The following is a 23,950-nucleotide window of genomic DNA, read 5'->3' as shown; positions in this document are numbered from 1 at the left end:
GGGTTATTTTTTCAGAAACTCCTGCCACCAGTAGCCTGATGATTTTATAGTCCGCTGCTGAGTTTTGAAATCGTTATGTATTAAGCCAAACCTGGCATTAAACCCTTCGGCCCATTCAAAATTATCAAGCAGCGTCCAGGCCATATAACCTGTAATATTAACGCCTTCTTTTTTAGCTCTCTTAATATAGCTAACAGATATAATCTGAAATATTCTATACGTTCAGTATCATCTACTGCACCACCGATCAGCTTATCATGAAAAGCGGCTCCATTTTCCGTAATGACCAGGTTCCTGATATTAGGATAAGAAGCGAATTGTTTGATAATGTTATAAAAAAACTATCCCCATTAATTTCCCAGCCCATTGCGGTATGCGGCTTCTTCCTGTTTTTAGCTTTTACCTCCCAGGCTTGTACCACAGGTATAAACGCATTGTATTTAATAGTTAATGGAAAATAGTTCTGTAAACCAATGAAATCAAAGTCAAACGTTAACCGCTCGGTATGTCTCCAGGTAGAGTGTGAAATTGCAAACTTTTCCATCACCTCCCATTCCTGACCGGGATAACCCATTCCTAATGTGGGTTCTATAAATAAACGGTTCATCAGGCAATCAACACGTGAGGCTGCCAGGATATCGGCATCGCTCTGCGTATAAGGAATAATCTCTGAACAGGAACAGGAGTAGGTAGTTCCAATATTCGCATTTGATACTTCCGCCCGCAAAATACGACCGCCATCAGCCTGGGCGATTGCAGTATGATGCACTGCGGAAAAGAAATTAGTTAACCCGGTTTTACCTGGCGCATGTACACCAAGCATATAACCCAGAGAAGTAAAACCAAAAGGTTCATTCAGCACAATCCAGTTTTTCACTTTATCACCGTATGTCCGGGCACAAAGCGTAACAAAAGCATTAAATGCCATATTAATGCTAAATGCTGTCCAACCTCCCTCTTCTTCTAAGGCTTCGGGCAGATCCCAGTGATATAATGTAATGTAAGGGGTGATTCCCTGTTCAAGACACTCATCTATTACGTTATGATAGAACCTTATACCCTCTTCGTTAACTATTCCTTTACCGAAAGGAAGAATCCTTGGCCAGGAGATTGAAAATCTGAATACGGAGAACCCAAGTAGTTTAACGAGTGCAATGTCTTCGTTATAACGATGATAAAAATCACAGGCCATAGCCGGACTGTGTCCTTTTTTGATCTTACCCGATCTTTTGGAAAAGGTATCCCATATAGATGGCCCTTTGCCATACATATCTGCTGCGCCTTCAATCTGTAAAGCGGCGGTAGCCACGCCCCACGAAAAATCATCACCAAAGTCTGATGCTTTAATCATATCTGAGTTCTATAACAGGCAATATGAGAATTTGATGTTAACTTCATGTTATGTTTACAGTAAAGTTATAAGCTGGTTAGATTTCCAACAGCTTATTACGAGTCCAGTTCGTCAGGGTTGAAACTCAATCCTATCTCTTTCAACAGTAGTGCTGCATTAAATGTTTTACATGCTCCTTCTTTGAGTTTGTAATCAAAATTCATCTCCCCTTCTGCCAGTTGAATATCAAAATGATAGTTTCTTACCAGGCCTGAATATTTTTCAATCATTTCTGATAACTGAAGATCATGTGTGGCAAATAGCGTTGGTGTTTTTTTTTTAAGGATCATCTGCTGAATAAAAAACTTTTGATCCCAGGTACTTATCCTTACTGTTTGTTCCTCTCAGCATCTCATCAATTAATACCAAAGGATGTGATAAACTGGTCACTCCCTCAAGGATCATTTTTAACCTGTTCAATTCTGCTTTAAAAGTTGAAGTCTGATCATTCAGTGAATCTTTGATCCTCATATAGGTCAGGATTTCAAAAATCGACACCTTCATATATTTAGCACACACTGGAGCACCTGAAAAAGCTAATACCATATTTATACCAGCTGTACGCAGAAACGTGCTCTTACCAGCCATATTTGATCCTGTTACAATATCAACGGCCGGCTGATCACCAAAACTGTAATCGTTGACGATCCGTTTGTTCTCTGCAATCAGCGGATGTCCCAATTCTTTTACTTCGAAATGAAAAGCATCTGCAATTACCGGAAAAGTAAGGTTGGGCTCGTTATGGTTGAATGTTGCAAAAGAGATCAGCTCCTCGAACTGACTAATAGTATATAAGCCCCTGATCAACTGATCTGAAGAATTAACAAACCATTTATCCAGCTGAATTGCACATCTGAAATCCCATAAAAGGAATACATTAAACAAGGTTCCAACAACCATGTTTAACCGCACGTCAAATGAATTGATAATGCCTGATAGTTTTTTGATTTGTACACTCAACGGTACTGCTAAAGTCCTTTCAGTAAAAAAACCTTTGATATACTTACTCTCCCATTTCAATTCCTCTGTCCATTTTACTGTGCCCGATATTGCATTGAGCAAACTTGCACTTCCACTAAATCCTGAATGTACCTGATTGAGCTTTTTACCGAAAGCTAAACATAAAGCAACATTGATGACGGCGTAAAATCCCAGACCTTTCCAATATAAGTCACCATATACTATACCCAGAATTATTATTCCGGCGGATATAAAAGGTGAGGCAACTGCATAAAACCGCAGCAGGCTATTGTGCGTGAATTTTAGCTGGTCTGGCATTTGATGTTCCAGTTTATAGCTGATAATTTCCAGTTGCTCTGGTTTATGGTTTTGAAGTCCTGCCCGGAAATGAAAAGTCTGATCGATATGGCTGGTCAGCTCGCTTATCGCATCCTGACGTTCCATAATGATCTCAGGAGTAGCTGGTTTACTCAAACTATCAGCCAGCAGCTTCATCCCATTCACTGTGTTTGAACGGTTGATAAACGCGTATAGAGAAGAGTGTCCGTAAATATCAAGATCTGAAGAGTACGGGTGATACTCATCTTCAAAGTGTTTACCTTCTTTGTATTTATTTTTACCCGTAAGAATCAGGTTTACCTCATTCTGAAATACAAAGAGCAGTTTCTCTGTGTAATTAAGTTCATCTTCTTTAGCAGTCTGACGCTTCACAATGATCATAAAACATAACACAGGGATGCACATGAGTATACCAATCAGCCAGTGATAACCAAAATAGATAGTTATACTTACTAAAAGTATCTCTATAATAAACAAACCTAATCTGGCTAACGATATGTTATTAAGGGTTTTATTGAGTTCTTTGATTTGTATTTCCTGAGTCGCAACATTATTTTGATAGTCCTTTAAAATACTATCTTTAGATTTTACCATATCTTTGAATCCTCTTAATTATTAAAACCGCTTACTTATTCAAAAGCTGTTTCTAAATATAGGAATTACTAAACTAGCAGATTAATATTGAATGAAAATAACTTTACTCGTTGTTGGAAAAACTGAAGACAAATATCTGATCGAGGGCATTGAAAAATATCTTAACCGGTTAAAGCATTATATTGGGTTCAGCCTGGTTGTTATTCCCGATGTCAAGAATACCAAGAACTTAACAGAAGCACAACAAAAAACAAAAGAAGCTGAACTGATCCAAAAACAAATCAGCAATCTGGATACGGTTATTTTAATGGATGAGAAAGGGAAGAAATACACTTCTGTTCAGTTCGCAAATTATTTAAATAAACAAATGATCGGCAGTGTTCAGCATATCATATTTGTTATTGGCGGCGGACCTTATGGCTTTGATGAAAGTGTATACAAAAGAGCAAACGGAAGTATATCTTTATCGGACATGACTTTTTCTCATCAAATGGTTCGTCTGTTTTTTGTGGAACAATTGTACAGAGCCTTTAGCATTTTAAAGGGAGAACCTTATCATCATGAATAAAATTTATTTATGGAATATTTCGTTTTGTGCATCATCATCATAACCTATTAAAAAAGAAAGGAATTTTATGCAACCAGGAGATTTTAAAAGAAAATACAGATTCAGAAGCAGAAGTGGCGGTAACCGCTGGGGTTTTACAATTGCTATTATTATCTCAATACTCGCATTTCTGCTGATCGTTTATTATTTGTAAACCATATTTAGCAAACACAAGAAATTCTTGTGTATAAAAAAAACCGGATGTTGAACATCCGGTTTTTTTATATGCAATAAAATGAGTTCTTAAACTCCTTTTTTACTTGTCATGCTAGCTTTCTTAGCTGGCTGAGATGTTTTAACCGGAGCTTTAGCATTTGAAGGTTTAGGCGTAGCCTTAACTTTCTTATCTTCCGCTGCTTTAACCGCTTCAGCACCTTCAACAGCTCCAGGAGCAGCTTCAGTGAATAAAGGAAGATCCTTTAATAAGTGGTACCAGGTAATGATTTTCTTCATATCTGAAGTATAAACTTTCTCCTGATCATGTGTAGGTGCAACCTCAACAAATAATGCTCTTAAAACTGAAGCATCAGCTTTAGCATCAGCAACATCACCTTTTAACGCAGCAATATTTGCTAAAACATCAATCAGCTTTAAATCTTCATCTTCACCATAGATAGTAATATCTTCTAATGAAGCCAGTTTAGTAGAAGAGATACTAGTTACAATTTTAACTTTTTGAGCATCTAAACCTTCCAGTACGTAACCTGCTTTATTTTGTCCAACAAGTTTAAATAAACCTGGTCTGCCAGATACGGCTACAATTCCTCTTAAATTCATGTCTTAATCTTCTATCACTTCTATACCTACCTAAAATCTTATCTCCTTGTTTGAGATCGTCAACAATGTCTACATTTTCAACCACTTTACCAAAGCAAGTGTGATTTCTATCTAAATGTGCAGTGTTTGATCTGCTGTGACAAATGAAGAATTGTGAACCACCAGTATTTCTACCTGCATGAGCCATAGATAATACACCGCGCTCATGATGTTGATTTCCGCCATCAAGTTCACAGTCAATTTTGTAACCAGGACCACCAGTTCCAGCTAAATGAGCCGTAGCTGCATCTTTAGAATTTGGGCATCCTGCCTGTACTACGAAATCAGGAATTACACGGTGAAAAGTGATTCCATCATAAAACCCTTCATTTGCTAATTTTTTAAAGTTTGCAACTGTGTTAGGGGCATCCTTGTCATAAAACTCGACAGTCATGTCGCCTTTTTCTGTTTTTATTATTGCTTTGCTCATATTCCTTTTTTGTAATGGTCAAATTTAGTAAATTGAAATGACTAGATAAACTAAAGGTTTAAAAAACCATCCAACCTATAAATGTATATATAATGATTCATTTTAACGTTTAATAGTAATAAAAATTTCAGTCACACCCTTAGAACATGTTTAAAAGTTTAGATTCGTATCTGATCTGCCCTGCTTATGATTTTGAAAAAGAGTTTTTTATTGCTGTTGTTGCTGATTTTTACGATGGCCGTAAAGGCCTCATCAATTCTGATCAATATGGATGAAGATCAGAAAAATCACCTTAAGGCTTATGGCATTGCTTACTGGAGCATTAAACAAAATGCAGATGTAAGCTGGTTACTAAACTACCGGGGAGGCAGCTTTCTGATTAAATACAATAAGCTCGTTGAAGATGAATGCAAAACAAGAGGAGTTTCTTTTCAGGTTATCGCTGATGGCAAGGTTACTGCCATATTAAATGAGATTAGTGACCCTGAGGTAAACATGGAAATGGTCAAACTCGAAAAAGCTCCCAAAATTGCCGTTTATTCACCAAAAAGCAAATTACCGTGGTGGGATGATGCAGTGACCATGGTACTTACCTACGCAGAAATACCTTATGATATTGTTTATGATGATGATGTATTAAAAGATAAGTTAAGCGGTTACGACTGGCTCCATTTACACCATGAAGATTTCACAGGGCAGTATGGTCGTTTCTGGAGTGCTTTCCAAAATGCAACATGGTATAGAGAAGATGTTAAAACACAGGAAGCAACAGCAAAAAGAAATGGGTTCAGCAAAGTATCTGAGATGAAACTTGCTGTGGCTAAGAAAATGACGGAGTTCTGTGCCGGCGGTGGTTTTCTTTTTGCGATGTGCTCTGCGACTGACAGCTTTGATATCGCCTTATCAGCAGATGGAGTAGATATTTGCGCGAGCATGTTTGATGGAGATGCAGAAGATCCGAATGCCCAGTCAAAACTCGATTTTAAGAAGACGCTTGCTTTTAAGGATTTTAAACTGGATCTCAATCCTGCAAATTATGAGTTTTCTGATATTGATGTCACACAAACCAGAGCCTGACACAGCAAAACGATTATTTTACCTTATTTGAGTTTTCTGCTAAATCAGATCTTGTACCAACTATGTTAACCCAGAACCATGACCGTGTGATTAAAGGTTTTATGGGGCAAACAACAGCATTCAGAAAAAGTCTGATTAAACCAAATATTACTGTTCTGGGGGAGAACAAGGGAGCCGCTGAGGTTCGTTATCTGCATGGTGACATTGGAAAAGGACAGTTCACTTTTTATGGTGGCCATGATCCTGAGGATTATCAGCATGCAGTGGGTGATCCACCCACTGACTTAAATCTTCATCCTAATTCACCAGGATACCGCCTGATCCTGAACAACGTATTATTTCCGGCAGCAAAGAAAAAACATCAGAAGACCTGATCGCTAGTCGTAGAAATTCCAGCTCAGCCCTATCTTGAATAATTTGTCCGGCATTGGATACCTGTTAACTGTATAATACCCTTTAGACTGGAGGCCCTGGTTAACATATTCATATAAGGAAGATATTTGCCTTTCTTAAACTTGCCCTTACCCAGAGGTCTACAATTGGATAGGTACTAAATTTCACAGGCACATAAGCATTGGCCGCGTCTGGCTGCGACTGGCGAATATAAAACTGGCTAACCGCTGGCGAATAAGAGTAATTCACATATTTTGAATTGTATCTCACATCAAATCCAAATTCTGTTTTTAATACTTTAAAAACAGTTGCCTTCATATACAAGCTATTAAAAGTATAAAAATCAGGCATTGGCATAATATCCTGTCTGCTTGTCTTTTGATAAACAATATAACTATCCAGATTAAACCTGCCGTAAGTAAATTTCTTTCCTAAAGTCAGCTTTAATACACTAATACTTCCTGTCTCCTGCATTGGTTTAATAGTAAGCGAATCAACAGTCGTATTTCCCTGCAAAAAATATAAATAACCATTGATCATAGAATACTCTGCTTTTGCCTCCAGCCCCTGTCTCTCATTGATATATTTAAAGGATAAGTTAACAGTTTTTGTCCTGTTAAACGGCTCAATGATAAATATATTAGGATCAACAGCAGGTGTAGTAGCGGTTGGAGCAGGGAGTCCATTTCTATACTCGACATATTTGGGGTCTGAAACCGCATTTGTCCATCCAAAATGGTTCCCGTAATGCGTATCATAAATCTCCTCTGGTGATTTATTCTGAATATAAGCTCCTAAAACTATCCTGCCCAGGTTATTACTAACCAGCACATTACTTTTAGCTTCATACATAAAATCACCCGCCTGCCTACCCTGAAATATCTGCTGTACATCAAAATTAAGATCTATCCGGTTACTGAATCTATATCCTGCAGATCCTAACAGCGTAACGTTTTGAAATGATTTGGTATAATTAGAATAATACTTGTCATCAACGATAGTCGTGGTAGTAGTCACTACACCTCTATCATCAGTGTTGCTAACTGTATTAGTTCTGGGCAGCACACCAACCATTTGTGAATAGTTATAAAAAAAATGGCGTATCCCTGCATCAATCTTTAATTCATTTTTGATTACAGAACTGGATTTTCCACGAAGAAAAAAACTATAAATAAACTCGTTTTGAATGTGTTTTACCGAAGTACTGTCATTTGTATAATTAAGGTCACGCATACCGGAAGGCAGAACAGTATGATCATCCAATTCGTTCTTTTGAAAAGCATAAGAATCCTTATCGTATTTTATAGTATAGGAGATTTTATTAGTAGGTAAGATTTTTTTTTTGATTTCCTGATCCAGCGTATCAATACGACCCACAAAATAAGTTTGTTTCAGGAAAAACGTATTCTTTCTGTAAATCTGTCTTGTAGCAGATAACCGTACACTCTGAGACATCCTGTCTATAGACAGCTGATTGTCTCCGTAGATATTATCATTTGTAATTGATCCGTTTTCATAAGCCTTCAGCGTATTAAAAATAGCATTGGCATAAAGTGAATACCTCTTGTTTGGTGAAGTATACCAGCTAAAAAATGTACCATTCAGCACATCCCCCCTTTGCCTTTGATAAAATCCGTTAGCACCAATCCGGTTATAACTTGCCCCAACATTAAAATTTTTCTTGATATTCTGGGAATGTGTTACTCTAAAAATCTGCTCTATATCACCGCTGTATTGTCCTGCATAGTAAAGATTACTAAATGGCGTCCTTGCCTTGTAATATTTAATATCATCGTTTCCAATGGCGTACCAGTCCAGAGAATGAAACCCGGGATCAAAACCTATAGTTTTTGAAGGTTCAAATAATAAATCTTTGGCAGCAAGTCCAATATTCCCCGTATTAATAGTAGGTCTTCCTGGCTGTATAATCGGATTAAAATTCTGCATTCCTTTTAAACTCGTGTCAAGGCCTAATGTCTGAATACTATCTTTAGTCAGTTTAAGTGTTGTATAACGAACAAACCTGGAGGTAAAAATAACAGAGTCTTTACTATTTTCCAGCTTACTTCTTAAGGAATCCAATTCTTTATTCTTCTGATTCACGGAAGTCTTCAAATCCTGGGCAATAGTTTGCTTCGCCCCGAAAAAGAGACAGCTTAAAAGAAATAAAACAATGGTTTTACGCATTATAAAGAAAGAATTAACTGGCTTAATATTTTTGTCATTTTAGGCTCAGCAGTTCTTGCTGTTGCCAGTATTTCTTCCAGGCTTACCGGAGCTAAAACATCTGTAAAACCTTCATCAGTCAATACCGAAATCGCAAAAACAGGAATACTCATGTGGTTAGCAACAATAACTTCCGGAACGGTACTCATTCCTACTGCGTCTCCACCGATAATGCGCAAATAATTATACTCTGCTTTTGTTTCCAGGTTAGGGCCAGTCACAGAAACATAAACACCCTGATGACAGGTTATTTTTTCTTCTTTAGCAATCTCCAGTGCACGTTTAATAAAGTCTTTTTGATAAGGCTGACTCATATCAGGGAATCTTGGGCCCATATCAGCATCATTTCTTCCACGCAACGGACTTTCAGGCTGCAAATTGATATGATCATTGATAATCATCAAATCACCTTTCTTAAAATCAGAATTTAAAGAACCTGCAGCGTTAGAGATAAACAAATGCTGAATTCCCAGCGCCTTCATTACCCTTATCGGAAAAGTAATCTGCTGCATAGAATATCCTTCGTAATAATGTAACCTACCTTGCATGGCTACTACATTTTTACCATTCAGCTTCCCAAAAATCAGTTTTCCGGAATGGAACTCCAAAGTGGAAATCGGGAAATTGGGAATATTAGAATACATCAGACTGAATTCTACTTCGATTTCATTCACAAGGCCGCCTAATCCGGTTCCAAGCACTATTCCAATTTCCGGTTGGAAATTATTACATTTTAGTTTTATATATTCAACGGTCTCGTGTAGTGTCTGAAACATATTTTAGTATCTTTTGATCAATTTTTTTTTTATAGTCCGCCTCAATATTTTTATATTGATAGGCAAGTAAAATACAGGCAAATTTAACAGTAATTCTTTGATTGTAACATCAAATAAACGCTGCGCATCCTTTTCTGTTGTAATAATAATTTTTTTCTTTAGCCGGATCCTGAATAAAGGCTTTTACCAATTTACTCAAATTTCCCGAACTGTATGAATGGTGGTCCGGATAATCGTGATGTTCAATGGCCATAGAAAACGGCGACAGATACTCAAATAAAGGTTTTGGATTGGCAATTCCTGTTAGTAAAAAAACTTTTTTATGTTTCAGGACATCAACACTTAATAGCTCCGCTGTAAAAAGACTTTGCAGGTTCTTATACAGTATAGAAGAGAAAAAAAAAAGTTTATCCGCCACTGCTGATTTACTAAAATGCACAGCGCATTGCTCTTTTTGCTGAACACTAATCTCCTGAGGTGACTTAGTAATTAATAAGATATCTGCCCTCTTATAACCCCAAAAAGGTTCTCTCATATTCCCCGCTGGTAATAGAAACTGTCCTTCTAATAATTTCTGAAATTCAAAAAGAAGAATACTAAATCCAGGATTTAATCTTCTATGCTGAAAAGCATCATCTAGTATAATCAGGTCATGCGTGTCTTTTAACCGCGTTATGCCCTTTACCCGATCCTCACAAACTGCAACTGTTACTTGTGGAAATTTATGATAGAACTGCAAAGGTTCATCCCCTATTGACTTTGCCGTAGAAGTCTGGTCTGCATATAAAAACCCTTTAGTTTCCCGCCCGTATCCTCTGCTTAAAATTGCAATTTTATAATCAGCGAGCAAATGCACAAGATATTCAGTTACCGGACTTTTCCCAGAGCCGCCTACAACCAGGTTACCTACACAGATTACTGGTATTTCAAATCTTGTGGATTTGAAATACCCCCAGTCATAGAGTTTATTTCTAAGAATAACTACTATACCGTAGAGCACAGAAAAGGGCAGTAATAGTAACCGGACGTATTTTATCATGTTATGGAAGCTGTATAGATTCAGCAGCTAAATTTAAACAGCTCCTCAAAAATAAGAATTATTTTGCCGCTCTATTGTCTGTTAGAAGAATATCATATAGTAGAATGGATTGACAGGCAATAAAATAAAAAACTATCTTTGTGCAAACAACAATATTATATCATGCTCAAAGGATTTTTTAACGTACCAACACCTGAGAACGAACCTATTTTAGGTTATGCACCAGGAAGTAAAGAACGTGAATTATTGAAAGCTGCTTTAGCTGAAGCACGTTCAAAAAAAGGTGACATCCCAATGTATATCGGTGGCAAAGCAGTCCATACTGATAAAAAAGGGACTGTTACTCCACCGCACGATCACCAACACGTTTTAGCACAATATAGCATAGGTGATAAAACTCATGTACAACAGGCAATTGACGCGGCATTAGCGGCAAAACCTCAATGGGAAAACTTACCATGGGAACAACGTGCAGCTATATTTTTAAAGATCGCTGAGTTAATTTCAGGCCCGTATCGTTATAAATTAAACGCAGCAACAATGCTTGGTCAATCAAAAAAAATGCTTACTTACCAGGCAGAAATTGATGCAGCTTGTGAGCTGATAGATTTCTTACGTTTCAACGTAAGTTATATGGCTGACATTTATAAACAACAACCTCCAGTTTCACCTAAAGGTGTTTGGAATAGAGTTGAACAACGTCCGTTAGAAGGTTTTGTTTTCGCTTTGACTCCTTTCAATTTCACCGCTATTGCGGCAAACCTGCCAACATCAGCAGCATTAATGGGTAACGTTGTAGTTTGGAAACCTGCGGATACACAAGTTTATGCAGCTAATTTATTGATGGAGATTTTCAGAGAAGCTGGTTTACCTGATGGAGTTATTAACCTTGTTTATGTAGACGGCCCTGAAGCTGGAGAAGTTATCTTCAACAGTCCTGATTTTGCTGGTATCCATTTTACTGGTTCTACAGCTGTATTCCAGAACATCTGGAAAACGATAGGTACAAATATCCATAAATACAAAACATATCCTCGTATTGTAGGCGAAACTGGTGGTAAAGACTTTATCCTGATCCATGGTTCTGCTGATGCTGAGGTTTCAAGTACAGCTATTTTACGTGGTGCTTTTGAATACCAGGGACAAAAATGTTCTGCTGCTTCAAGAACTTACATTGCGAAAAGCTTATGGCCAAAGATTAAAGAATTGATGTTGCGCGATCTTGCTACCTTCAAAATGGGTGGAACTGAAGATTTCAGTAACTTCATCAATGCTGTAATTGATGATCGTTCTTTCACTAAACTGGCTAAATATATTGATCAGGCAAAAGCTGACAAAGGAGTAGAAATCATTGCAGGTGGAAACTATGATAAATCTAAAGGTTACTTTATAGAACCAACAGTTTTAGTAGTTGATGACCCTAAATACACAACCATGTGTGAAGAATTATTCGGACCTGTTTTAAGTGTATATGTATATGATGATGCAGATTTTGATCAAGTCTTAGAAATTATTGACACAACTTCTCCATATGCTTTAACTGGTGCTGTTATCGCACAGGACCGTTTATGCTATCGAAAAAAAAAGCATCTTATGCTTTACGTAATGCAGCTGGTAACTTCTATATCAATGATAAATGTACTGGTGCTGTTGTTGGTCAACAACCATTTGGCGGTGCCAGAGGTTCAGGTACCAACGATAAGGCTGGTTCAATGATTAATTTATTACGCTGGGCTTCTCCACGTACAATCAAAGAAACATTCGATCCGCCTAAGGATTACCGTTACCCATTTATGGGATAATCAAAACATAAAAAAAAGCCGGTTAATACCGGCTTTTTTATAACATTATAATTGTACTAAATTATTTCTGATCAGCTGATGTTTTAGCTGGAGCTTCAACTTTAGGTTTAGATAGACCATCTACTTTAAACACTGCAGAAATATGATCATTAGATTCTGTTGTTACTCCCAGATCTTTGATCAATCCTGTTTCCAGACTATAAACCCAGCCATGAATACCCAATTTTTTACCGTTCGCCCATCTGTTTTGAACGATAGATGTTTTTAGTAAGTAAATACACCCTCTATAACATTAAGCTCAACCAGTCTGTCTGTACGTTTTTTATCGTCTGATATCCTATCCAGTTCATGATAATGTAAACGATAAGTATCTTTTATATTTCTTAACCAGTTATCAATAATTCCGAATTGCTTGTTGCTCAATGCCGCGGCAACACCACCACATCCGTAGTGTCCGCAAACGATAACATGTTCTACTTCCAGTACGTTTACTGCATAATCCAGTACACTTAACATATTCATATCAGTGTGTACAACAACATTTGCAATGTTGCGGTGAACAAAGATATCACCAGGATTGGTATTGGTAATCTGGTTAGCCGGCACCCTGCTATCTGAACAGCCAATCCATAAAATTGGTGGTTTCTGTCCAGCAGATAATCGGTCAAAAAAAGCAGGATCTTCAGCTAAAGTTTTTGCTACCCAGTCCTTATTACCTTGTAATAATCCTTCGTAAGTTATATTGTGATTGTGAGATTCTAATTTTGCGCAATAATATTTTATATTTTATGAATATCTTCAATAATTTTGTCTGTTATCTTTGGTACTATATAATGCTCCTTTATGTCTACTAAGGTAACTATAATCCCCTTTGTATAAGCATTATGCTTGAAATTGAAAATGGTCTCCAAAACATCAGGATGAATGTACCTGGAGTTGCTTCCATCAATAATTACATTTGTTTCCTGAGGAATCTTTGTCAATACAACCTGTATTGCTGCCTTGTTCAGAAATGAAACTTCTTCCGACAATTTAATTCTCAGATTTTTCTTATTTCCTTCCTCCTGAATTTTATAAAAGAAAGGATTACGCATGTTGGTACGCAGCAGATAAAACACTGATAACAACATACCAACTGCCACACCTTTTAATAAGTCTGTCAATAAAACGGCAACTACAGTAATAAAGAATGGAACAAACTGGTCCCAGCCTTTATGGTACATATGTTTGAATAAGCTGATTCTTGTCAGTTTATAACCAGTAACTAACAGAATTGCTGCCAGACAGGCAAGTGGGATCATATTGATCAGTCCTGGTATAAAAAGAAAAGATAATAAAAGCCAGCTACCATGTAAAATGGCTGACATTTTTGTTTTTCCTCCAGCATTTACGTTTGCAGAACTTCTTACAATTACAGAAGTCATAGGTAACCCGCCAAGCAAACCACTTGTCATATTTCCAATTCCTTGTGCAATCAACTCTCTGTTGGTTGGTGAAACTCTCTTTACAGGATCAATCTTATCTATAGCTTCAATACTTAATAAGGTTTCTAAACTTGCCACAACGGCTATGGTTAAGGCAATTGTCCATACTTCTCTATTCTTAATCGCTGAAAAATCGGGCATAGTAAACAGACCGGAAAATTCCGTCCATCCGGTTACCACAGGAATATTAACCATCTGCTCAGCTCTTAATGCAAATTGTGTCTGCTGAAAAAAAACAGTGTTAATCCTATTCCCAGTATAACAACCAGTAAAGGAGCTGGTACTACACACTCAGTTTTTTGAATTTTGGCCAAAAAACCAGAATGGCAATGGAAAGCACAGCAATGATCATCGCAGCCGGATTGAGCATTTTTAACGCCTGCACCATTACATCGAACATATGACCATTACTTAAGTTTTCATCCAGAAAATCAGTATCAACGCCTAGCGCATGGGGCAATTGCTTCATTATCAATATCAATCCAATAGCAGCAAGCATCCCTTCAATTACACTCGAAGGAAAATAATTACCAATTGTACCCGCCTTAATCAGTCCGAGAACCACCTGCATCAATCCTGCCAGCATAACCGCCAGTAAAAATGCCTGGTAACTACCCAGGTGAGCTATAGCGCCTAATACAATAACAGTTAAACCAGCAGCCGGACCACTTACACTTAACTGAGAACCACTAATACTGGACACAACTATTCCACCGACAATACCAGTAACAAGACCGGCAAACAGCGGTGCGCCCGAAGCCAGGGCAATACCCAGGCACAAAGGCAGGGCAGGCCACTAAGAACACGACAATACTAGCCGGCAAATCGCGCTTTAAATTCTTTTTTAAGATATATTTCTTCAATCCAACCTTTGAGGAGATTGAGTTTCCATTCTGCATAACATTCCTGCTAATTATTACTTATAATTATTTAATTGTGGTCAAACCAATAGGTTTAGCCATTATAATCTATATAAATTAACTAAGGTTAGGTGGAGGAGTGGGAACGGAAGGATGATAAGGATTTACATACCGTTTAAAGTGATCAATATAACAGTTCCTGATTCCGAAATCTACCAATAATGGGACATAAGTATAGGTGTTATGAAAATCAATCGGTTTATAATCGATAAATTTAAGTAAAGACTTTCCTGAATCACAATCAGAGCTATGTTCCTGTTCTAACTGGAGAATAACACTTTTAATTGTATTCTTATCCATATGACCGACAAATACTGGCGCAGCAGAAATAATCATCTTCATGGTGAAGATGCCTATAAAGGCTATAAAATAACAATATGTAATCGATACTTATAAAGGAACATTCTATGGTATTCAAGCTTTTTTCACTTCCCAAATGTAATACCAAGAAGTACTTTTTATCAAAAAAAAAATATGTAAAAAAAATGTAATTAAGTTTTCAGGTAGCAGGCCCGATCTTCAAAATCAGGAATTACATGGTGTATTAATTTAGCAATAACTGTACTTTCGCAGTTCTAAACCTTAAGAATACCTATGAGAAAAAGTCTGCTAACCCTGGTGTTATTCTACCCGCTGTTAGTCTTCAGTCAGAGTAATAATGCCCCGTCTTCTTATGACATCCATGATATTAAGATTACAGGTTATCTTCAAACGCAGTTTCAAATGGCACAATCACCAGGAATTTCATCTTTTTCCGGAGGAGACTTTGCTGAAAACTCTGATAACCGTTTCATGATCCGGAGGGGTCGTCTTAAAATTGACCGGGTAGATAAATATTCCAGCATTGTCTTTCAGATTGATGCTACTCAGAATGGCGTACAGTTAATGGACGCTTTTATACAGCTTCATCAACCTGACAACAAAAGGTTCCAATTAACTGCCGGTCTTTTCAACAGACCTTTCGGTTATTCAATTGTGTACTCTTCAGGCTACAGAGATTTCCCCGAACGTTCAAGAGTATTTCAAACAATTATGCCTCGTGAGCGTGATATTGGTGCAATGTTATCCTACCAGCCTATCAAAGAACTTCATTTCCTTAACATAGATGTCGCAGTTGTCAACGGAAGCGGGCTTTTTGCCAGAGATTATGATTCAAAAAAAGATGTTATAGGTAACCTCTCATTTAAGTTTGACAGTCTCGCCAATAAGAAGCTCCATATCGGTTTTGGAGGCTCAATTTACAAGGGTTCGGTTAGGAGTAATACAGAGACTTATTATTCAGATAACGGAAATGGGTTCACAAAAAACACTGACCCGTTAATAAAAGGCTCTAATCTGAAAAGAAATTACTACGGCGGAAATGTCCAGATCCAATGACAATACATTCGGAACAACTAATTTAAAAGCGGAATATGTTGCCGGAACACAACCAGGAGTGGCGTCATCAAGTACAGTTAGTGGTACGCTTGCCAGTCAAAGTTTTTCAACCCAACCCGCTACAGATCTTTATCTCCGGAATTTTTCAGGCTATTATATCTGGTTAACCCAGCAAATTCTTAAAAGTAAGTTTAGTGCTTTGCTTGCGTACGATGTTTATGACCCTAACCGGAACATTAATGAAAGTCAAATCGGACTGCTAAATAACAATACAACTGCAGGTGATATTAAATTCAGGACTCTTGGATATGGTATGACTTATCTGTTTAGTTCAAGACTAAAACTTACCGTCTATAATGAACGGGTAATCAACTCCCCTACTCAGTTAACGGATTATAATAAAGATATCAGGGACGATGTCTTTACCACACGTTTACAATACCGCTGGTAATCTATATTTAAAATTTATCTCTTAATTTATAAACTTTAAACAGGTTCTTTTATACATTTATAAAAACTGAGTTTAATTCCATGGATAATAAGATAAAGTTACTACAGGATAAAATAGAACAGGCACATGCAGGCGGTGGTCCGCAAAGAATAGATAGTCAGCATAAAAAAGGTAAGTTAACCGCCAGAGAACGTATCCATTTTTTAATGGACGAAGGAACTTTTGAAGAAATAGGGATGTTTGTCACCCACAGAAGTACAGACTTCGGTATGGAGACTGAAAAGTATCTGGGTGATGGTGTAGTGACCGGTTATGGAAACATTAACGGCCGCCTCGTTTACATTTTCTCTCAGGACTTTACCATATTTGGAGGTTCCCTTTCTGAAACCCACGCCGAAAAAATATGTAAGATCATGGAAATGGCCTTAAAAACCGGCGCTCCATTAATAGGATTAAATGATAGTGGCGGTGCCCGTATACAAGAAGGCGTCGTATCATTAGGTGGATATGCCGATATCTTTTACCGGAATGTTCAGGCATCCGGGGTTATCCCACAACTTTCTGCAATCATGGGACCTTGTGCTGGCGGTGCAGTTTACTCCCCGGCAATCACTGATTTCACACTGATGGTAGAAAACACTTCCTATATGTTTGTAACCGGCCCTAACGTCGTTAAAACAGTTACACACGAAGAAGTAAGCTCCGAAGAACTAGGCGGAGCAAGCACACATGCTACAAAATCAGGCGTAACCCATTTTTCTTGCGTAAATGAGCTTGATGCCATCAATCACATCAAACAATTACTGAGTTATATGCCTCAGAATTGTGAAGAAACACCGGCCATCTTAGCTTACAAACAAGATCAGGATGAATCCAGAGCTTCTTTAAATAAAATTATACCCGAAAACGCAAATCAGCCTTATGATGTTAGAGGTGTTATTGATCAGTTAAGTGATCAGGACAGCTTTTTAGAAGTACATAAAGATTTTGCTGAAAATATAGTAGTAGGTTTCGCCCGTCTGGCAGGAAGAAGTGTTGGAATTGTAGCTAATCAGCCCGCTTATCTTGCAGGAGTATTAGACAATAATGCTTCTATTAAAGCAGCCCGTTTTGTCAGGTTCTGTGATTGTTTTAACATTCCATTATTAGTACTCGAAGATGTACCTGGATTCCTTCCCGGAACAGATCAGGAATGGAATGGTATTATCAAAAATGGTGCAAAACTACTTTATGCATTCAGTGAGGCCACAGTACCAAGAATCACGGTAATTATAAGAAAAGCATATGGAGGAGCATACGATGTAATGAACTCTAAACATATAGGCGCAGATATGAATTATGCATGGCCGACGGCAGAAATTGCTGTAATGGGTGCTAAAGGTGCTGCTGAAATTATCTTTAAAAAAGAAATAACTACTGCTGCTGATCCTGCTGCAAAGCTATTGGAAAAAGAAAAAATGTACGCGGAAATTTTCGCAAATCCATACCGTGCAGCAGAGCGTGGATTCATAGACGAAGTCATTGAACCAGCAGACACACGTGCCAAATTAATCAGAGCATTTAAGATGTTGGAAAATAAAGTAGTCAATAATCCACGCAAAAAACACGGAAACATTCCTTTATAATAAAAAACCGCTCCATATTCTGTCATTATGCGGTTAGATATCAACAATAGACTTGATGCTTAAAGCCATCTTTATATATTTGTTTATCATAAAAATATAAAGATGGCTAAAAAGAAAGACGAGAAGCAGAAACATGTATCTGTTGTAACTAAGAAATCACTCCAGTTTTTTGAAGAATATATCAATAATCCATCCCCAACAGGATTTGAATACCCTGGCCAGAAACTTTGGTTAGATTATTTAAAACCTTATATCGATGAAAGTTTTATCGATAACTATGGAACGGCAGTAGGCATTATCAACCCAAAAGCAGAATATAGAGTTGTTATCGAAGCACATGCTGATGAAATTTCATGGTTTGTAAACTATATCACCAGTGATGGTTTAATTTATGTAATCAGAAATGGCGGTTCAGATCACCAGATTGCACCTTCTAAGCGCGTCAATATTCATACTGACAAAGGACTGGTAAAAGCTGTATTCGGCTGGCCTGCAATCCACACACGCGGCGCAGGCGAAAAAGAAGAAGCTCCTGCCTTAAAGAATATTTTCCTGGATTGCGGTTGTACAACTAAAGAAGAGGTTGAAGCATTAGGTGTTCATGTAGGTTGTGTAATTACCTATGAAGATGAATTTATGGTTTTAAACGATCGCTACTACGTAGGACGTGCTTTGGATAACCGTGCAGGCGGGTTTATGATTGCAGAAGTAGCACGTTTACTTAAAGAAAACAAACAGAAATTACCATTTGCTTTATATATTGTAAACTCTGTACAGGAAGAAATAGGTTTAAGAGGCGCTGAAATGATCGCACACCGCATTAAACCTCATGTAGCTATTGTTACCGATGTAACCCATGATACATCCACACCAATGATTAATAAAATCACACAGGGAGATTTAGCCTGCGGTAAAGGACCAGTTGTTTTTTATGCACCAGCTGTACAAACAAACCTGAATAAATTACTGATCGAAACTGCTGAGAAAAATGATATTCCTTTCCAGCGCCAGGCTTCATCACGTTCAACAGGAACTGACACTGATGCTTTCGCTTATTCAAACGGTGGAGTGCCTTCAGCACTAATTTCACTGCCTTTGCGTTATATGCATACAACAGTTGAAATGATCCATAAAGAAGACGTAGATAATGTAATTAGCCTGATCTATCATTCTTTGCTGAACATAAAAAAAGACCACGATTTTAAATACAATAAATAAGATCTTATATTCACAGAATATTAAGCGTGTATGATCTTTCAGACACGCTTTTTTATGGCAGACGATTAATCAAAATGCCTTGAACTAAAAAAAATAAAAATCAATGAAACCTACCTTATTAATACTCGCAGCCGGTATGGCAAGTCGCTATGGCAGCATGAAACAAATTGATGGTTTTGGTCCGAATGACGAGACTATAATCGACTATTCTATCTATGATGCTATCAAAGCCGGCTTTGGGAAAGTAGTGTTCATTATCAAAGAAGAGTACGTAGAAAATTTCAAAGCGATCTTCGATGCAAAACTTGCAGGGAAAATCGAAACAGACTATGTATTTCAGAATTTCGACCTTAAGCAGTACGGAATTGATATTGAAATCGAAAGAAGTAAACCATGGGGAACAGCACATGCTGTACTTGCAGCAAGACATGCGATAAAAGAGCCATTCTGCGTAATTAACGCAGATGATTTTTATGGTCTGGACGCTTATGAGAAAATGGTTAAGTTTTTAACAACCGAGGTTAGTGGCAGCAATTACTCTATGATTGGCTACGAAATAGGTAAGACTTTATCCGATTATGGTTCTGTATCACGTGGTGTATGTAAAGTCAGTGCAGACGGCTACCTGGAAGAAGTAATAGAGCGTACAAAAGTATTGCGTGATGGTGAAGCTATCATATACGAAGAAGACGAAAAACAATATCCTTTATCATTAGATACTCGTGTATCGATGAATTTCTGGGGTTTCACACCAGAGATGTTCAAGATTTCTGAAGAACTTTTCAGAGACTTCGCCCATGCAAATAAAGATAATCCGAAAGCAGAATTTTTCATTCCCCTGGTAGCTGATAGTCTACTAAGTTCAGAAACAGCAGATTTCAAAGTAGTACCTACAGACAGCAAATGGTTTGGAGTAACTTATAAAGAAGATAAACCTATCGTACAAGCATGTATTGATCAATTGATCAAAGACGGTGTTTATCCGGAAAACTTGTGGAACTAAAACCAAAGGCTGTTTAATAATTAAGCAGCCTTTGATAACGGCAAAATAAAAGCCATAAAAAAAGAGGATAACTTTACAGTTACCCTCTTTTTTTTGTTCTATACGATTTGATTATTTCTTATCGTCTTTTACTTCTTCGAAGTCTACATCAGTAACGTTGTCAGCAGCATCAGCTGTTTGACCGTTAGATTGAGCACCACCTTCAGCAGCAGGTGCGCCGCCATCCTGACCAGCTTTGTACATCTCTTCAGATGCTTCATTCCATGCTGCTTGTAATTCTTCCTGAGCTGCATCAATATCAGCAAAACTTCTTGCTGCGTGTGCTGCTTGTAATTTCGCTAATCCAGCTTCAATCGGAGCTTTCTTATCAGCAGAGATTTTATCACCAAATTCTTTCAATTGTTTCTCAGTAGAGAAGATTAATGCATCAGCACTGTTGATTTTATCAGCTTCTTCTTTAGCAATTTTATCAGCATCAGCATTTTGCTCAGCTTCTTCTCTCATTCTTTTGATTTCTTCTTCAGTTAAACCAGAAGAAGCTTCAATACGAATTTTTTGCTCTTTACCAGTAGCTTTATCTTTTGCACTTACGTGCAAGATACCGTTAGCATCAATGTCGAAAGCAACTTCAACCTGAGGAACACCACGTGGAGATGGAGGTATACCGTCTAAGATAAAACGACCAATCGTACGGTTCTGAGCAGCCATTACGCGCTCACCTTGTAAGATGTGGATTTCTACCGAAGGCTGGTTATCTGCAGCTGTAGAGAAAGTCTCTGCTTTTTTAGAAGGGATAGTTGTGTTAGCTTCAATCAGTTTAGTCATTACACCACCCATAGTCTCAATACCTAAAGAAAGAGGAGTTACATCTAATAACAATACATCTTTAACCTCACCAGTTAAAACACCACCTTGAATTGCAGCACCTATAGCTACAACCTCATCAGGGTTTACACCTTTAGATGGTTCTTTACCGAAGAATGCTTTTACTGCGTCCTGAATAGCAGGAATACGAGTAGAACCACCTACTAAAATGATCTCATCAATATCAGAAGTTTTTAAACCAGCATTTTTCAATGCAGATTTACAAGGCTCGATAGTACGTTTGATCAGGTCAGCAGCCAATTGCTCAAATTTAGCACGGCTTAAAGTTCTAACTAAGTGTTTTGGTCCGCTTGCATCAGCAGTGATATATGGCAAGTTGATTTCGTAGAAGTAGTGCTTGAAAGCTCAATTTTAGCTTTTTCAGCAGCTTCTTTCAAACGTTGCAATGCCATTGGATCCTGGTTAAGGTCCATACCATTTTCAGTTTTGAATTCAGCAGCTAACCAGTCAATGATAATGTGGTCAAAGTCATCACCACCTAAGTGAGTATCACCGTCAGTTGATTTTACTTCAAATACACCATCACCTAATTCTAATACAGAAACGTCATGAGTACCACCACCACAGTCAAACACAACAATTTTCATGTCTTTATGTGCTTTATCCAAACCATAAGCTAATGCAGCTGCAGTTGGCTCATTGATGATACGTTTAACTGTTAAACCAGCGATTTCACCAGCTTCTTTCGTAGCCTGACGTTGAGCATCGTTGAAATAAGCAGGAACAGTAATAACTGCTTCTGTTACTTCATGACCTAAAAAGTCTTCCGCAGTTTTTTTCATTTTTTGCAAGATCATTGCAGAAATTTCCTGTGGAGTGTATTTACGATCATCAATTTCAACACGTGGAGTATTGTTGTCACCCTTAACAACTTTGTAAGGTACGCGACCAGTTTCTTTAGCAACCTCAGCAAAGCTGCTGCCCATGAAACGCTTAATTGAATAAATTGTTTTTGTTGGGTTAGTGATTGCCTGGCGTTTTGCAGAATCACCTACTTTACGCTCACCATTTTCTGCAAATGCAACAATGGATGGCGTTGTACGTTTCCCCTCACTGTTGGCTATAACTACAGGTTCGTTACCTTCCATTACGGCTACGCAAGAGTTTGTTGTTCCTAAGTCTATACCAATAATTTTTGACATGCTATTTTATCTTTGTTTATGTTATGAATTCTTATTTCCTAATTCTATTTAACAAGCAATGTGCCAATTGGCATTTGTCAGTTAAACAGGCACTGGTTTTTATGTTTTGGTTAAAATGTAAATAAAAACCTTTTACAATTCTGACAGGTTGTCATAATTGACATTTTTCATGGCTGTAAATACATCAAATCTTGACTAACGATTCAAGATGATGATACTCAATGCCAAAATATTCTTTCGTCCTTTTAATTTTCTTCAGGATCTCCTCTTTATCTACCAATTGCTCTTTGGTTTTCACTCCAACAACCAGTACATTTTTCGGTGTATGTGCATCTGAAATAAATTCAAATACCTTCGTCCTGTACCCAAAATATTCTAGTATCAGCGCTCTGATTCCATCAGTCACCATTTCCGCCTGACGCTCTAAAAAGATACCATATTTAGTCAGGAAATCAAGTTCATTACTAGCCTTCCCTTTTTCCATCTGTCTTCTGATTTGCTTATGACAGCAAGGTGCAACAACAATAAGTTCTGCATTACCTGCAATTCCCTTATAAATCGCATCATCTGTAGCCGTATCGCAGGCATGTAAAGCAATTAATAAATTAATATTTTCTGATTTATAATCTTCTATAGTACCCTGAACAAAATCAAGTCCGGTAAAGTTTGACCCCGAAGCTATTTTATTACACAAATCGACCAGATCCTGACGGTATTCAACACCAGTAACCTTCGCTTCTATCTTTAATACATTAACCAGGTAATCATATAAAGCGAAAGTAAGGTAACCTTTACCCGAGCCCATATCTACAACGTTTTTTATTCCCTTAACAGGCAAAGTTCTAATTAACGGGTCCAATAAAGCGATATACTGATTAATTTGTTTATACTTATCCTGTGCATTTTTATAAACAATACCGTTATCGTCAGTAACTTTTAAATCCTGCAAATAAGTTTTTTACCAGCAGGCTGAATCAATCTTTTCTTCTCTTTATCATGAGAGAGCGTAACCGGAACTTCAGTTTTGATTAGTCTTTCTCTAACAGTAATTACTCCTTTTTTATCATGTTCAACAATCACTTCTTTCTCCGTGCTGAAAAAAGTACAGATTCTAAAATCATTGCTGATAAAATGACCAATTCTGGTCAGACCATCTGCGATTGAAAAATTCTTGACGATGTCTCTGGTTTTGTTCCGGTAAGTAAAAGAAAGCATCTCTACTTTTTTAATCTTTATCCTGCGTACATATACATTCTTTAGTTCCTTATCATTCCCCTGGTAATTACCAAGGGAAACTTTTACAAATACATTAGACGGGATACTATCTGCTAACTGATTCTGGAATTCCTGAAGGAGAGATTGATTGGACATAATTTACGATCGTTATATATATAAG

The 23,950-nt window shown here is 37.5% G+C and carries 22 protein-coding genes and 4 pseudogenes; 8 read left to right on the top strand and 18 right to left on the bottom strand.

Annotated features, from left to right (window positions below; all coding sequences use genetic code 11):
• Window positions 1–3: 3 nt before the first annotated feature.
• The 5 genes from ACWYN3_RS33175 to ACWYN3_RS33155 form a co-directional block, all read right to left on the bottom strand.
• On the bottom strand, window positions 4–144 hold the full coding sequence (locus ACWYN3_RS33175; protein ID WP_456218055.1) for a family 1 glycosylhydrolase: 141 nt from the start codon (window positions 142–144) through the stop codon (window positions 4–6).
• Window positions 81–284, bottom strand: coding sequence for a family 1 glycosylhydrolase (locus tag ACWYN3_RS33170; protein WP_456223245.1), 204 nt, complete (start codon window positions 282–284; stop codon window positions 81–83). The genes ACWYN3_RS33175 and ACWYN3_RS33170 overlap by 64 nt, the downstream gene beginning before the upstream one ends.
• Window positions 248–1,351 (bottom strand): glycoside hydrolase family 1 protein, encoded by a 1,104-nt coding sequence (locus tag ACWYN3_RS33165; RefSeq protein WP_456218054.1) that lies wholly within the window; start codon window positions 1,349–1,351, stop codon window positions 248–250. Before ACWYN3_RS33165 ends, ACWYN3_RS33170 begins: the two co-directional genes overlap by 37 nt.
• Window positions 1,352–1,446: 95 nt before the next feature.
• The gene (locus ACWYN3_RS33160) at window positions 1,447–1,680 is read right to left on the bottom strand and encodes a hypothetical protein (protein WP_456218053.1); all 234 of its coding nucleotides are present in this window, start codon (window positions 1,678–1,680) and stop codon (window positions 1,447–1,449) included.
• Window positions 1,670–3,283 carry a MutS-related protein gene (locus tag ACWYN3_RS33155; protein WP_456218052.1) on the bottom strand — a complete coding sequence of 538 codons (1,614 nt, stop codon included), beginning with the start codon at window positions 3,281–3,283 and terminating at the stop codon, window positions 1,670–1,672. The genes ACWYN3_RS33160 and ACWYN3_RS33155 overlap by 11 nt, the downstream gene beginning before the upstream one ends.
• 91 nt (window positions 3,284–3,374) lie before the next feature.
• On the opposite strand from ACWYN3_RS33155, the gene rlmH reads away from it, so the two are divergent.
• A complete protein-coding gene (gene rlmH, locus ACWYN3_RS33150) occupies window positions 3,375–3,851 on the top strand; it encodes a 23S rRNA (pseudouridine(1915)-N(3))-methyltransferase RlmH (RefSeq protein ID WP_456218051.1) in 477 nt (158 codons plus the stop codon).
• Between the two features lie 282 nt (window positions 3,852–4,133).
• Here rlmH and ACWYN3_RS33145 read toward each other — a convergent pair whose 3' ends face one another.
• Window positions 4,134–4,667, bottom strand: a complete 534-nt coding sequence (locus tag ACWYN3_RS33145) for a DUF5606 family protein (RefSeq protein WP_456218050.1) — start codon at window positions 4,665–4,667, stop codon at window positions 4,134–4,136.
• Window positions 4,618–5,136, bottom strand: a complete 519-nt coding sequence (locus tag ACWYN3_RS33140; RefSeq protein WP_456218049.1) for a peptidylprolyl isomerase — start codon at window positions 5,134–5,136, stop codon at window positions 4,618–4,620. The genes ACWYN3_RS33145 and ACWYN3_RS33140 overlap by 50 nt, the downstream gene beginning before the upstream one ends.
• Window positions 5,137–5,403: 267 nt before the next feature.
• Between ACWYN3_RS33140 and ACWYN3_RS33135 the strand changes: the two are divergent.
• Window positions 5,404–6,587: pseudogene (locus tag ACWYN3_RS33135) on the top strand (asparagine synthetase B).
• 3 nt (window positions 6,588–6,590) lie between these two features.
• Here the strand turns inward: ACWYN3_RS33135 and ACWYN3_RS33130 are convergent.
• The 4 genes from ACWYN3_RS33130 to lpxK all read right to left on the bottom strand — a co-directional run bounded on the left by ACWYN3_RS33130 (window position 6,591) and on the right by lpxK (window position 10,647).
• Complete coding sequence (locus tag ACWYN3_RS33130) at window positions 6,591–6,713, bottom strand: putative porin (RefSeq protein WP_456223244.1); 123 nt, start codon at window positions 6,711–6,713, stop codon at window positions 6,591–6,593.
• Complete coding sequence (locus tag ACWYN3_RS33125; RefSeq protein WP_456218048.1) at window positions 6,697–8,721, bottom strand: putative porin; 2,025 nt, start codon at window positions 8,719–8,721, stop codon at window positions 6,697–6,699. The genes ACWYN3_RS33130 and ACWYN3_RS33125 overlap by 17 nt, the downstream gene beginning before the upstream one ends.
• A gap of 71 nt (window positions 8,722–8,792) precedes the next feature.
• Window positions 8,793–9,608 (bottom strand): purine-nucleoside phosphorylase, encoded by an 816-nt coding sequence (locus tag ACWYN3_RS33120; RefSeq protein ID WP_456218047.1) that lies wholly within the window; start codon window positions 9,606–9,608, stop codon window positions 8,793–8,795.
• 109 nt (window positions 9,609–9,717) lie between these two features.
• Window positions 9,718–10,647 carry a tetraacyldisaccharide 4'-kinase gene (gene lpxK, locus ACWYN3_RS33115; protein ID WP_456218046.1) on the bottom strand — a complete coding sequence of 310 codons (930 nt, stop codon included), beginning with the start codon at window positions 10,645–10,647 and terminating at the stop codon, window positions 9,718–9,720.
• A 162-nt stretch (window positions 10,648–10,809) separates the two neighbouring features.
• On the opposite strand from lpxK, the pseudogene pruA reads away from it, so the two are divergent.
• Window positions 10,810–12,449, top strand: a pseudogene (pruA, locus tag ACWYN3_RS33110) (L-glutamate gamma-semialdehyde dehydrogenase).
• Window positions 12,450–12,510: 61 nt separating this feature from the next.
• Here pruA and ACWYN3_RS33105 read toward each other — a convergent pair.
• From ACWYN3_RS33105 to ACWYN3_RS33090, 4 genes and pseudogenes are all read right to left on the bottom strand, one after another.
• Window positions 12,511–12,672: a hypothetical protein gene (locus ACWYN3_RS33105; protein ID WP_456218045.1), complete on the bottom strand. Its 162-nt coding sequence runs from the start codon at window positions 12,670–12,672 to the stop codon at window positions 12,511–12,513.
• Window positions 12,673–12,713: 41 nt separating this feature from the next.
• Window positions 12,714–13,055, bottom strand: coding sequence for a carbonic anhydrase (locus ACWYN3_RS33100; RefSeq protein WP_456218044.1), 342 nt, complete (start codon window positions 13,053–13,055; stop codon window positions 12,714–12,716).
• A gap of 173 nt (window positions 13,056–13,228) precedes the next feature.
• A pseudogene (locus ACWYN3_RS33095) lies at window positions 13,229–14,832 on the bottom strand (SulP family inorganic anion transporter).
• A 78-nt stretch (window positions 14,833–14,910) separates the two neighbouring features.
• Entirely contained in the window at window positions 14,911–15,195 is a 285-nt protein-coding gene (locus ACWYN3_RS33090) for a hypothetical protein (RefSeq protein ID WP_456218043.1), read from the bottom strand.
• Between the two features lie 252 nt (window positions 15,196–15,447).
• Between ACWYN3_RS33090 and ACWYN3_RS33085 the strand changes: the two genes are divergently transcribed.
• The 5 genes from ACWYN3_RS33085 (at window position 15,448) to ACWYN3_RS33065 (ending at window position 20,527) form a co-directional block, all read left to right on the top strand.
• Window positions 15,448–16,230, top strand: a complete 783-nt coding sequence (locus ACWYN3_RS33085) for a porin (protein WP_456218042.1) — start codon at window positions 15,448–15,450, stop codon at window positions 16,228–16,230.
• Window positions 16,214–16,681 carry a hypothetical protein gene (locus tag ACWYN3_RS33080; protein WP_456218041.1) on the top strand — a complete coding sequence of 156 codons (468 nt, stop codon included), beginning with the start codon at window positions 16,214–16,216 and terminating at the stop codon, window positions 16,679–16,681. The genes ACWYN3_RS33085 and ACWYN3_RS33080 overlap by 17 nt, the downstream gene beginning before the upstream one ends.
• Before the next feature lie 80 nt (window positions 16,682–16,761).
• Complete coding sequence (locus tag ACWYN3_RS33075; protein ID WP_456218040.1) at window positions 16,762–18,306, top strand: acyl-CoA carboxylase subunit beta; 1,545 nt, start codon at window positions 16,762–16,764, stop codon at window positions 18,304–18,306.
• 102 nt (window positions 18,307–18,408) lie between these two features.
• Window positions 18,409–19,524, top strand: a complete 1,116-nt coding sequence (locus tag ACWYN3_RS33070) for a M42 family metallopeptidase (RefSeq protein ID WP_456218039.1) — start codon at window positions 18,409–18,411, stop codon at window positions 19,522–19,524.
• Between the two features lie 103 nt (window positions 19,525–19,627).
• Window positions 19,628–20,527, top strand: a complete 900-nt coding sequence (locus ACWYN3_RS33065; RefSeq protein ID WP_456218038.1) for a nucleotidyltransferase family protein — start codon at window positions 19,628–19,630, stop codon at window positions 20,525–20,527.
• Between the two features lie 111 nt (window positions 20,528–20,638).
• On the opposite strand, the pseudogene dnaK reads toward ACWYN3_RS33065, so the two are convergent.
• The 3 genes and pseudogenes from dnaK to ACWYN3_RS33050 all read right to left on the bottom strand — a co-directional run bounded on the left by dnaK (window position 20,639) and on the right by ACWYN3_RS33050 (window position 23,925).
• Window positions 20,639–22,554, bottom strand: a pseudogene (gene dnaK, locus ACWYN3_RS33060) (molecular chaperone DnaK).
• Between the two features lie 184 nt (window positions 22,555–22,738).
• Window positions 22,739–23,503, bottom strand: a complete 765-nt coding sequence (locus ACWYN3_RS33055; RefSeq protein ID WP_456218037.1) for a class I SAM-dependent methyltransferase — start codon at window positions 23,501–23,503, stop codon at window positions 22,739–22,741.
• Window positions 23,491–23,925: a hypothetical protein gene (locus ACWYN3_RS33050; RefSeq protein ID WP_456218036.1), complete on the bottom strand. Its 435-nt coding sequence runs from the start codon at window positions 23,923–23,925 to the stop codon at window positions 23,491–23,493. Before ACWYN3_RS33050 ends, ACWYN3_RS33055 begins: the two co-directional genes overlap by 13 nt.
• Window positions 23,926–23,950: the final 25 nt, after the last annotated feature.

This window comes from Pedobacter sp. NJ-S-72 (assembly GCF_053890575.1).
Note: the sequence above shows the minus strand (reverse complement) of the source record. Positions and strands in the feature narration are given on the sequence as shown.